Origin of the sequence: Corynebacterium sp. HMSC035E02, assembly GCF_001836065.1 — a bacterium.
Taxonomy (GTDB): Bacteria; Actinomycetota; Actinomycetes; order Mycobacteriales; family Mycobacteriaceae; genus Corynebacterium; species Corynebacterium hiratae.
Genome location: NZ_KV827347.1, coordinates 1 through 10,932, shown reverse-complemented (window position 1 = coordinate 10,932; position 10,932 = coordinate 1). Strand labels below are relative to the sequence as shown.

General features: G+C 60.7%; 13 protein-coding genes. 10 read left to right on the top strand and 3 right to left on the bottom strand.

Annotation, left to right across the window (positions count from 1 at the left end; genetic code table 11):
* Positions 1–89 precede the first annotated feature (89 nt).
* Both HMPREF2635_RS07120 and HMPREF2635_RS07115 read left to right on the top strand, forming a co-directional pair.
* A complete protein-coding gene (locus HMPREF2635_RS07120) occupies positions 90–1,955 on the top strand; it encodes a BCCT family transporter (protein WP_070513640.1) in 1,866 nt (621 codons plus the stop codon).
* Positions 1,956–2,336 (top strand): hypothetical protein, encoded by a 381-nt coding sequence (locus HMPREF2635_RS07115; RefSeq protein WP_070513643.1) that lies wholly within the window; start codon positions 1,956–1,958, stop codon positions 2,334–2,336.
* On the opposite strand, the gene HMPREF2635_RS07110 is transcribed toward HMPREF2635_RS07115, so the two are convergent.
* Positions 2,333–2,983, bottom strand: coding sequence for a response regulator (locus HMPREF2635_RS07110; protein ID WP_070513646.1), 651 nt, complete (start codon positions 2,981–2,983; stop codon positions 2,333–2,335). The genes HMPREF2635_RS07115 and HMPREF2635_RS07110 overlap by 4 nt on opposite strands.
* Entirely contained in the window at positions 2,983–4,164 is a 1,182-nt protein-coding gene (locus tag HMPREF2635_RS07105) for a sensor histidine kinase (protein ID WP_232751692.1), read from the bottom strand. Before HMPREF2635_RS07105 ends, HMPREF2635_RS07110 begins: the two co-directional genes overlap by 1 nt.
* Positions 4,165–4,252: 88 nt before the next feature.
* Here HMPREF2635_RS07105 and HMPREF2635_RS07100 point away from each other — a divergent pair, with 88 nt between their 5' ends.
* From HMPREF2635_RS07100 to HMPREF2635_RS07090, 3 genes are read left to right on the top strand one after another with little or no spacing between them, the layout of a single operon-like run.
* Positions 4,253–5,041, top strand: a complete 789-nt coding sequence (locus HMPREF2635_RS07100; RefSeq protein ID WP_083306732.1) for a PrsW family glutamic-type intramembrane protease — start codon at positions 4,253–4,255, stop codon at positions 5,039–5,041.
* Positions 5,038–5,460 (top strand): hypothetical protein, encoded by a 423-nt coding sequence (locus HMPREF2635_RS07095; RefSeq protein ID WP_070513652.1) that lies wholly within the window; start codon positions 5,038–5,040, stop codon positions 5,458–5,460. Before HMPREF2635_RS07100 ends, HMPREF2635_RS07095 begins: the two co-directional genes overlap by 4 nt.
* On the top strand, positions 5,457–6,215 hold the full coding sequence (locus HMPREF2635_RS07090) for a PrsW family glutamic-type intramembrane protease (RefSeq protein WP_070821485.1): 759 nt from the start codon (positions 5,457–5,459) through the stop codon (positions 6,213–6,215). The genes HMPREF2635_RS07095 and HMPREF2635_RS07090 overlap by 4 nt, the downstream gene beginning before the upstream one ends.
* Here HMPREF2635_RS07090 and HMPREF2635_RS07085 read toward each other — a convergent pair.
* Complete coding sequence (locus tag HMPREF2635_RS07085) at positions 6,163–7,518, bottom strand: M20 metallopeptidase family protein (RefSeq protein WP_070821484.1); 1,356 nt, start codon at positions 7,516–7,518, stop codon at positions 6,163–6,165. The two genes, HMPREF2635_RS07090 and HMPREF2635_RS07085, sit on opposite strands and share 53 nt — an antisense overlap.
* A gap of 62 nt (positions 7,519–7,580) precedes the next feature.
* On the opposite strand from HMPREF2635_RS07085, the gene HMPREF2635_RS07080 reads away from it, so the two are divergent.
* From HMPREF2635_RS07080 to HMPREF2635_RS13665, 5 genes are all read left to right on the top strand, one after another.
* Entirely contained in the window at positions 7,581–8,660 is a 1,080-nt protein-coding gene (locus tag HMPREF2635_RS07080) for an alpha/beta hydrolase (protein WP_070821483.1), read from the top strand.
* A gap of 10 nt (positions 8,661–8,670) precedes the next feature.
* Positions 8,671–8,877 carry a hypothetical protein gene (locus HMPREF2635_RS07075; RefSeq protein ID WP_210401595.1) on the top strand — a complete coding sequence of 69 codons (207 nt, stop codon included), beginning with the start codon at positions 8,671–8,673 and terminating at the stop codon, positions 8,875–8,877.
* Positions 8,878–9,077: 200 nt separating this feature from the next.
* Entirely contained in the window at positions 9,078–9,542 is a 465-nt protein-coding gene (locus HMPREF2635_RS07070) for a hypothetical protein (protein ID WP_070702399.1), read from the top strand.
* Between the two features lie 334 nt (positions 9,543–9,876).
* Positions 9,877–10,176, top strand: a complete 300-nt coding sequence (locus tag HMPREF2635_RS13670; protein WP_246824861.1) for a hypothetical protein — start codon at positions 9,877–9,879, stop codon at positions 10,174–10,176.
* 103 nt (positions 10,177–10,279) lie between these two features.
* Entirely contained in the window at positions 10,280–10,918 is a 639-nt protein-coding gene (locus HMPREF2635_RS13665) for an IS1634 family transposase (RefSeq protein WP_246824860.1), read from the top strand.
* Positions 10,919–10,932 lie beyond the last annotated feature (14 nt).

Sequence of the window (10,932 nt, the reverse complement as noted above, 5' to 3'; positions counted from 1 at the left end):
AATTAGGCAGCGACATGGCATTCCAATCGACGCAGAAATAGGTTCCTTCATCCTAGCTCACAACACTGTCATTTCGCGCACCTGCGATAATGGTCACCATGAACTCTCGACAAGCCACCGGTCCCCCAGTAGGCATCTATCCCCACGACATGCACCCGGGCTTGGTCCCTGGCATCGGCGTGGAGGACCAACGCAACGCTTTCGCCCTCGACAAAATCACCTTTTTCAGCACCGCTACCTTCGTCGTAGCCTTCATCGTGTGGGGCATTAGCTCGCCAGAATCCGTCTCAGCCGCATCCTCCTCCGCCTTTTCCTGGGCCATCACGAACGCCGGGTGGCTGCTCAACATCACCATGATGATGGCCGTAGCCACCATGCTCTACATCGGCTGCTCCCGTCTAGGTCGCATCAAGCTCGGGACCGATGACGAAGAGCCTGAGTTCGGCTGGTTTAGCTGGGTCGCCATGATGTTTGGCGCCGGCATCGGCGTCGGCATCTTCTTCTACGGCCCGTCAGAGCCGCTGTCGCACTATCTCACCCCGCCGCCGCACACCGTCGACGGCAACAGCGTCGAGGCCCTGCACCAGGCCATGGCCCAGGCGCACTACCACTGGGGAATCTCGCCCTGGGCAGCCTATGCCCTCGTCGGCGGCGCCATCGCCTATTCCTCCTACCGCCGCGGACGCGTCCCTCTGGTGTCCTCGATTTTCAAGCCGCTGTTCGGCTCCCGCGATACCGACGGCCCGCTGGGCAAGCTTATCGACGTCCTCGCCCTCGTCGCCACGCTCTTCGGCACCGCCGCCACACTGGGTCTTTCCGCCATCCAGATCGGCCAAGGCGTCTCCATCATCCGTGGTGCCGGCCCGCTGACCAACTCCGTGCTCATCGTGATCATTGCGGTCCTGGGCTGCGGTTTCATCATCTCGGCGGTCTCGGGTGTCTCCCGCGGCGTGCGCTATCTCTCTAATTTCAACATCACGGTGACACTCGGCTTGGTCATCTTTGTCTTCTTCACCGGTCCGACCTTGCTCCTGCTCAATCTCGTGCCCTCCGGCATCGTGACCTACATCGACCAGCTTTTGCCGATGATGGCCAAAGGCCTGTCCTGGGGCGATGAAACCGTCGAGTTCCAGTCCTACTGGACTGCGTTCTACTGGGCGTGGTGGATTGCCTGGACGCCGTTCGTCGGCATGTTCGTGGCCCGTATCTCCCGTGGCCGCACGCTGCGCGAATTCACGGCCGTGACCGTCTTCGCCCCTTCCCTCATCCTCATCCTGGCCTTCACCATCTTCGGCGGCACGGCCATTACCTTCCAGCGCGAAGAACTACCCAACTTTGATGGCTCCGCCTCCGGCGAGCAGGTTCTTTTCGCCATGTTCGACAACCTGCCGCTGAGCAGCATCACGCCTTTCATTTTGATCCTGGTGCTGGCGGTCTTCTTCATCACCTCTGCGGATTCCGCATCGGTCATCATGGGAACCATGTCCTCCAAGGGCAATCCCGCCCCGAACAAGATCATCGTTATCTTCTGGGGCCTGTGCATGATGGGCATCGCTGTTGTCATGCTTCTGACCGGTGGTGAGGACGTGCTCACAGGCCTGCAGAACCTGACAATCCTCTCAGCGCTACCTTTCTGCATCGTGCTGCTCGTCATGATGGTGGCCTTCATCAAGGACCTGCGCTCCGACCCGGTATTCATCCGCCGCGCCTACGCGCGTGCCGCGGTGGAAAACGCCGTCGTGCGTGGCATCGAGGAGCACGGCGATGATTTCGAGATCACCGTCGAGCACGCCGACGAGGGCCGCGGTGCCGGCTCCGACTTCGACTCCTCAGCGCACCGCTACACAGACTGGTACCAGCGCACCGATGAAAAGGGCGAGAATGTAGACTACGACTTCGACACCGATACCTGGGCCGATGGCTACGACCCGAACTCTGAGCAGAAGGAGACCTAAGTGGGCATCCCCGACGATGTCGTCCTCGACGGCTACACGCTTATCGAACAGCACGAAGTGGACCACGAGTTCCTCATCAATGGCTCGCCGCTCGCCGTGGATACGCCTCTGCTTTTCGCACTCACGATTGTTGGTGTTCTCCTCGTGGCGGCCAGCTTCTTCCTGCGCAGGCCGGTCCGCATCATCGCCGGGCTCTTGGGCGCGATCCTGACGCTGACCAAGCTGTGGTGGATGCCCATCGCACTGGCCCAACAGTTCAACGACAGCCAGGTCTTTGGCTACACGCTGAAGTACTACCCCCGGTACTGGCCGGCGGCCTCCATCATCGTGGTGGTCATCGCAATCATCGGCATCATTTCCGCCTTCCTCCGCCGAGGCTAGCGCGACTCCAACACCGCAATCGCAATGTGCACGCGGTTGGTACCGCCCAGCTTGTCCAAGATGTGCTTGATATGGGTCTTCACCGTGGTCACGGAAACGTAGAGCTGTCCGGCAATCTCCTGGTTGTCTAGGCCCTGGGCCACCAGCTCCGCCACCTCGTTTTCGCGCTGGCTTAAGCCCTCCAGTGGGCGGGGCTCAGGCGACTTGGCTGCGGTTGTGGGCGCAGGCTCAGGACGCTTGAGCGCCAGCAAATTCTTCAGCGCCTTCGGGCTCAGCAGCTGCTGTCCTGCGGCCACGGCCCGCACCGCCGAGACCAGTCCTTCCGGCTCGATGGTCTTCAGCAAGAACCCCATCGCGCCGGCGTGTAGCGCATCCACGATGAACTCATCCGTATCAAAAGCGGTGAGCATGACCACCGGAAGGTCTGCCGCGCTCGCGCGCAGCTGTCCGGCCGCCTCGATGCCGTCCATCACGGGCATGCGGATATCCATGAGAACGACATCCGGTTGCAGATCCAGCACGCGGGCCACGCCATCGCGCCCATTGCCGGCCTCGGCCACCACCTCGATGTCTGCTGCGCCTTCCAGGATGAAGCGGATACCGCGCCGCAGTGCCTGCTCGTCATCGACTAACACCACTGAAATCATTACGCGTGTGCCTCCTCCGGTAGCTCGAGGACCCAGGTGAAGGTGGAGGCGTCGTCAAGCACTGTGAAGGTGCCTCCCGCCAGCCGGGCGCGTTCCTCCAGCCCCAACAGGCCATTGCCGCCGCCGGACTTCGGCTGGTGCGTCACCTTCTTATTCTGCATGGTCACCCGCACCTTATCCTCCTCGTTCTCCACGGTGAGCCTTACCTTCTGCCCCGGCGCGTACTTGCGCGCGTTGGTCAGCCCCTCCTGCACGGCGCGGCCCAGCGTGTGAGCTGCCATCGTGCTAAGCCTATCGATGCTCTCATGCGCGTCCCCTTTCTCATACCGCACCTTCGTCCCCGTCGCCCGTGCGCGCTCGATGTGTTCTTCGATGCTCGCGCGCGGATCCACCCGATCGTCCACGCGCAGCGCCTTGATCACCCCGCGCAGATCCTCCACAGCGGCCTTCGCCTCCGACTGGATGGTGTCTGCCGCCTCGGCGATGTGCTCTGGGTCCGCATCCTTGCGGTAGCTCAGGCCACCCGCGTACACGGAAATAAGGCTGAGCCGATGCGAGAGGGAATCGTGGATATCGCGGGCAATGCGGTTGCGTTCCTCCAGACGCGCCCGCTCCTCGCGCGAGCGCAGCTGGTCCTCATTAAGCTCCGCCAAGCTCACCAGCGTGACCTCGCGCTGGCGGCGCTGCGCGCGCACCGAGCCCGTAATCCAGGCAACGATAAGAAAGAGGCTCCCATAGAACACGTAACCAAAGGGATCGAAGATGTTCATCCGAATGTAAGGCACAGAGATAACGGTCACACACGAGGCCACGAAGACCGCCGTCCCCGCCAGGGACCACCGCAATCGGCCGCGCGAGATGATTGAAATCAACACCACCAGCACTGACAGCGACAGTGGGCGAAACCCGCCTAGTACCAGGACGAGCAGAGCCGCAATCAGCACCACCGGGTGGCCGGGGTACTCCTCGTGGATGTTGCGCTCCCGCCGTGAGTGGTGCAGGGCGAAGGGCAGCAGAATCCACGTGGCGAAGCTAAATAGACCCATCAAGCCCATAACAAGGGCTTCCTGATCCGTCCCCTCGAAGTTTTCGATATGGGGGATCCATGCCGCCAAATCCGCCACCACGCAGAGCAGAATGAGCAGCACCGTGATCCACAGTGGTCGCGTCTTTCTCGTCATGGTTGCCACGATAGTTCTCCCTGCGTTCCGGAAAATCCTCCCTGCGGAGGATACCGGCACCCCAAGCCCGGTTCATAACCTAAACCGCATGAGAAGAACACAGACTTTGTACGAACTGCTCACCGCCGCCGGACTGGTGTTCGTCGCTTATGATTTCTCCCACGGCGCTTTCGTCACTACCAGCGCGCTCGCCGCAGTGTTGTACGCGGCCGTGGCAATCGGTCTCACGTTGCTGATTTTGCGCAAGCACCCGGGCATTGCGCACGGGGTGGTGTGGGGTATTGCGGTCTCCACTGTCGCCGGCCAGCTCAACGAGAACATGTACCACCTCCTCATCCGTACGGTCCCGGACTGGCTGGTCATCGCTGGCATCGCCCCACTCACCGAGGAAGTCCTCAAATTCCTCGGCGTCATCTTCATTTGCACCTGCGTCATCCGGTCCCGCCACTGGGCGGACTACGTTTTCGTCGGCGTGGCCGTGGGGATGGGTTTTAGCGTGAGCGAAAACGCCGTCTACTACGCCAACATGACGCTGGAGAACCTCGATTCTGATCTCAGGGGAACGTTGCTGGCGCTCCTTGTCCGCTTCATCGCGAACCCGCTCATGCACTCCTTTTTCACCGGCATCGCAGCATATGGACTCTCCCGCAGGCAACCGGTGCGTTGGCTGCTTATCGCCATGGCGGTGCACTTCACGGCCAATTTCGGCCCGTCTATCTCTACCGCGTTTGAGGACGCCTTCTGGCCCATCTTCCCTACCTTCCTCATCCTCATCGGCCTGTGGGTCGCCACGATTGTCAGCATTGTGAAACTCCGCAAAATCCTCCCTGCGGAGGATACCGGCGCAAAATCGCAGCTCTTAGGGTCAAAAGCATGAGAAACACACTGATTTATTCCTGCATCGGCGTCCTCGCCGCAGTACCGCTTGCCGACGCCCTCCTCCCCGACCCCACTCCCGACACCACGCCCGTACGCGGTATCCCGGGGCTTGAATGCCCGGAGGATCCGTACGCCTCCTCGCAGACCTGGAACTGCGGTGGTGCGACCATCATTTCTGAGGAAGGCAGCTCCTCCCACGAGGTCGAGACCTACCTGCCGCGGCAGCACCGTTCCTTCATCGGGACGCGCGCGCTCACCGACGCCCCCATCACCACCCAGGCGCCAGAGCTCTACCGCGTCGAGGACGGCGACGGCATCACGCTGGCTCACCCGCACGACAACACCATCTCCTTCCTGTATATCGAGGGCCCGAAGGCAAGTGACTTCGCCGATCGGGTTCAGAAGGAGGAAGCTTGAAGTACCTGTACTACCTGCTGACCCTCGGCGCGTTGGGGGTGACCGTTGTTCACTACACCCATGAACCCTTTCTGCCCGCCAGCGCGCTGACTGCGGTGGCCTTCGCCGCCGTACTCGTCTCCCTCGCGCTGTTCTTCCTGCGCCGCCGCCCAGGAATTGCGCACGGCGTGGTGTGGGGCTTTGCTGTCTCCGGGCTCGCGGTGGAGCTCAATACGAACATGACTCACCTTCTCGCCCGCGTTGGCTTGGACTGGCTGGGCGCTGCGGGGTATGCGCCGCTCATCGAGGAAGTGCTCAAGTTCCTCGGTGTGTTGCTTATCTGCACCTTCGTCATCCGGCCCCGCAGTTGGCTCGACTACGTCTTCGTGGGCGTGGCCGTGGGCATCGGCTTCACTGTAGGTGAGGACGCCACCGCCTTCGCGCGCATGACGGTGGATAACCTCGACTCGGATACCGCCGGGTCGATCGGGGCGGTGGTCATCCGACTGGCGTCCAACCCGCTCTCCCACTCGCTGTTCGCTGGGCTTAGCGCCTATGGCCTATCCCAGAAGCAGCCGGTGCGCTGGCTCATTATCGCCATCGCGGTGCACGCCACGAAGAATCTCTTCCCGTCGTTAAGCACTGCGCTCGACGACGCCATCTGGCCCCTCCTCGCCGGCATGGTCGTCGTGCTCGCCGAGTGGGTAGCCACCATCTGGGGCACTATTGCGCTGCGGAAGAAGGCGGCTGCGCATCCTGCACCGGCGCACGCATAGCCTTCGTGGCCGGCGAGGGGTGGGCGTCCTCGGCGGCGAGGCGCTCAAAGGCCACCGCCGCCAGGGCCGCGGCTTGGTCTCCCAGGACGGAATCATCAAAGCGCACCAACGGCGAGTGGTTCCACTCGCGCATGTGCTCCGGGGTGTGCGGATCACCGGTGCCGAACCACATGAACGTGCCCGGTACCTGGGCGAGCACCGCGCCGAAATCTTCCGAGGCCATCATCGGGGTGTCCATGGTCAGCACGTTTTCCGCGCCGAACATACCCGCCCACAATGACGCCGCGAACTGGTCTTCGCGCGGTGAGGTCTTGGTGGCTGAGTACAGGACCTCGAAGTCCACCTTCGCGGTACAACGATGGGAAGCCGCCACGGAGCTCGAGACCTCGATGATCATTTGGCGGACGGCGTCGATGTGTTCGTCGCGAAGCACGCGCACCGTCGCGCCCAGCTCCGCCTTGTCCGGGATGACGTTGACCGCACCGTCGCCTGCGCGCAGGTTGGTCACCGTGATGACAATCGGCGAGTTCGCGTCGAAGCGCCGGGTCAGCGCCACTTGCAGCGCCACCTGGATCTCCGCGAGGGCCGCAACCGGATCGATCGCATCGTGCGGGCGCGAGCCATGCCCACCCTTGCCGTAGACGGTGATTCCCAAGTTGGACGACGAGGCCATCATCGGGCCCGCGATGTGGTGGAAGGTACCCCGATCCTGCGGGCCGACGTGCAGGCCGTAGGCGGCAATGGGGCGGCGGCCAGCAGCGTCGAGCACGCCCTCATCAATCATCGGCTGCGCACCGCCCGGGCCTTCCTCACCCGGCTGGAACATGAAGATGACATCGCCCAACAGCTCCTCGCGGTGACGGCACAGCATCTTCACCGCGCCGATCAGCCCCGCCGTGTGCAGGTCGTGGCCACAGGCGTGCATGTTGTTATTCGTCGAGGCAAACGGGCTGCCCGTCTGCTCGCGCACCGGAAGGCCGTCCATGTCCGCACGCAGCAGCACCGACACGGGGCGCTCGCCGCGCTTGCCGCCACGCAGCACCGCGACGACCGAGCTGAGATCGCGTCCCAGCTGAATCTCCAACGGTAGCCCTTTAAGAGCTTCGAGCACCTTCTCCTGCGTGCGCGGCAGATGCAGCCCCACCTCCGGGTTCTGGTGCATATCGCGGCGGAACTCCTGCAACTCCGGAAGCAGCTCCCGGCCTTCCTCCACGAACACCTGGCTGGCCAACCGCTCCCCCAGCTTGGCCGAAACCATCGGAAGCGGTGGCAATTGCTGACGGTGGCGCGGTGCCATCTTCATGGTGTCATCCTTTCCGAGCATGTGCGCCGAGCATACCGGAATCTGTATTAAGGTAGCCGTTTATGAAGCTCTTCCCCGCGCTGGTGGCCAGCTCCCTGATGTTCACGCCCGGCTCCTCCTACCAACTGTCGAGCCGCGACGAGGCCTCATCGCAGTGGGCCGTGGACACCATGTTCAACGTCATCGATGGCTTAGGCACTTCCTCCCATCTGCTTACCGACGCGTGGTCTACGGAGCAGGAAGAGTACCCATACCCGATTAAAGAAATCGACGAGGTTTCCCTCGTGGAGCGGCGTGCTACCGACGAACCAGGCCGTGAGAAGTGGATCATCTCCTCGCCGTCGATGGGGCGCGACATTCCTGTCGACGTCGTCGTGGGCAACGGCGGGCCCGTTGTGTACTTTCTCGAGGGCGTAGACTCCCCGGAGACCTCGAACTGGATCACCAAGGGGCATGTGAAGCGCGTCTTCGGCGAATCCGACGCCAGCATCGTCATCCCCTCGCAGGGAGCCGGATCCATGTGGACCGATTGGAGAGAGGATGACCCGAAGTTGGGGCGCCACAAGTGGGAAACTTTTGTCACCACCGAACTCGCCCCCGTCGTGGAAGCGGAACTCAATCACAACGGCAAGCGCGGGCTCATTGGGTTGTCCATGGGCGCGTCGGGCGCGGTGATGATGGCGAACAACAACCCGGGTTTCTTCAATGGCGTGGCGGGCATTTCCGGCTGCTATTCCACCACCAGCAAGGTGGGCCAGGGCACGGTGGACTTGACGGTGCGTACTAAAGGCGGTGACCCGACGAACATGTGGGGGCCGCGCGGTTCGGAGGATTGGTTGCGCAATGACGTCATGTCGCATCCGGAGGGGCTTCGCGGCACGGCGCTCTATCTCGCCGCTGCCTCGGGCGCATGGACGGACGAGGAGCTGGCGGCCTACCCCGGAAAGTCCGTCAATGATCGCATCGGGGGCACCCTTTTGGAGGCCGGATCGCGTCGCTGTACGGAGGAATTTTCCGCCGCGCTTGACGACGCCTCAATCCCCCACACCACCGACTATCTCACCGACGGCACCCACGACTGGGTGATGTTTGGCAAGCAATTGCAACCGGCGTGGGATGCGATTAAACCAGCGCTCTACTAACGTCGACGACATGTCCCGATTCCGCAGCATTATTGTCCCCGCCGCCATCCTCGTGGCAGGGCTTATCCTCCTCGCAGTGTTCTACGTCGGCTTAAGCCGCCATTACAACTCACAGGAGCTGCAGGCGCTTATCGACGGCGCTAATGCCAACGGCCAGGACTATACCGTCGTCCTCCATAACGAGTTGACTGGGAGCTATTCTTTTAACGCCGAGTAATTCTGCGTTCCGGTTGCGGGGTCGGGGCACAACACTCAAATCTTCCTTGCCGAAAATGAATGCTGGAATCGACTTGATTTCCTCAGAGAGCAACAAAATACTGGATACTGGGCTAGATCTGCAACCTGCTTTTTCGACAGGACTTTAAATAACGGTTCAGGAGCCTGGATCATCCGCCCTATTTGACCTAGGAGACCCCCATGTGGCTTGACGGATATCAACAGCAATTCGGAAACCGGCTAGAGGACTTCCTCACAGAAACAGTCCCCACAGTGCTCACAGAGCTGACATCTTCCCAGAAGAAGCAAGTTACCGATGGCGCACAAGAGTTTCCCTTCGAACCCCTTCTCGAAATCCTCAATTCTAAACACAGCTATGAAGACACAGTCTCCCGAATCATAGCCATAACGGGGATATGGATGAATGCCGCATCAGGGAGCCAGTGGTGTGTTGGTCCTCTAAACAGCACAGATTACTCTGAAAGAGTAGGCATAGGAGTCAGATGGGGCGAGATCGCTTTTTCGCCGTTATCGAACATGTCGGAGAATCTGGTAGATTCATTTCCCACTTGGCCGGGCGTGCTCATGGAATTTTCTCGCATGCAAGAGGCGGATCGCGATTATTACAAACAGAGAATCCTGGAAACTCGTCCAAAGCAAAAATGATGTCCAACCGCTGCGCCGGCTCACGCCATCCTCATTGCATCGGTAGACCTCGCTAATTTGGCGGTCCTCGCTGGCCTATATGACATGGCGGCCTAGAAGGGCGTCTCGGCCAGCCAATCCCACTGAGGTATCATCAAGTTTCCTGCTTGCCACGATGCTGTCTTGTTCCCCGCGTTTACGGATTTAAAGTACCTGTAAAACTGTAACCTGACTTAGGTCATGGGTGGGTGAGCAAAGGCACTCTTGGCACGGTTACCTGTTGGTTTTCGTTGGTGGGGAGGAATTTTTCCGCACTAAGTGGGTAGTGCCGGGGGTGTTCAGTAGTCTGATTTTTGTGAGTCCTTATATTCGCACTGTCAAGACCGCTTCTGGGGCGATGGCGGTGCAGGTGGTGTTCTCTGAACGCAAAGGCGCGAAAAGGATGAAGCATATCGGCTCAGCACATTCAGAGTCTGAGCTTGCGCTTTTAAGAGCTGAAGCTCAACGCATCGTCGATGGTGACCAACTCGCAATGGACTTCGGCGAGATGGAACACATCCCATCGGCAACAGGCAGCGTTTGCCACCCGCTGCCGGTAGTCGGTCAGCGGGCCGGTTACTTGCTGGACGGTATTATGCGTATTTCGACGAGTTAGGCCTTGCTGCAGCAAGCGGTGATGATCCGGTGTTTCGTGATCTGGTGCGTGCCCGGATCATCCATCCCGGCTCAAGCTGGATTCCATCGAGACTCTTGCCGAGGTGGGCATCACCAGCGCAAGCTACCGCACTCTCCAGAGGCGTCTTCCCACCTTCGCGACCGAATCGTTTGGGCAGACACTAACCCAAGTGTTGGCCCATCATGCAGGTATCGGGCCAGGTACTTTTATTTTGTACGACGTGACCACCCTGTACTTTGAAACCGATACTCCTGATGAGCTTCGCAAACCCGGGTTTTCCAAAGAGCGCCGCCTAGAGCCGCAAATCCTTGTCGGGCTGCTTACTGATGCCACTGGGTTTCCACTGCATGTGGGCGCGTTTGCTGGCAACTCGGCAGAAACCCACACGATGCTGCCGATGATCACACGGTTCCAAGAGGCCTACCAACTCGACGAGGTCACCGTCGTCGCCGATGCAGGGATGTTCTCCGCGTCGAACAAACAAGCATTGATAGATGCAGGGCTGCACTACATCTTGTCGGTGAAAACCCCCACCGTGCCAGAGGTAATTGAAACCTGGCGGCGGGACAACCCCGGTGAAGACTACACCCACGGCCAGATCTGGACACAAACCTCGGCAAGCGATGGGCGCAAACACACAACCCCGAATACGGTGACGCATTACCAGTACTCCCACGACCGGGCCAGACGCAGCCTGCGCGGAATCTGTTCAGAAGACTGAAATGGTAGCGGTGT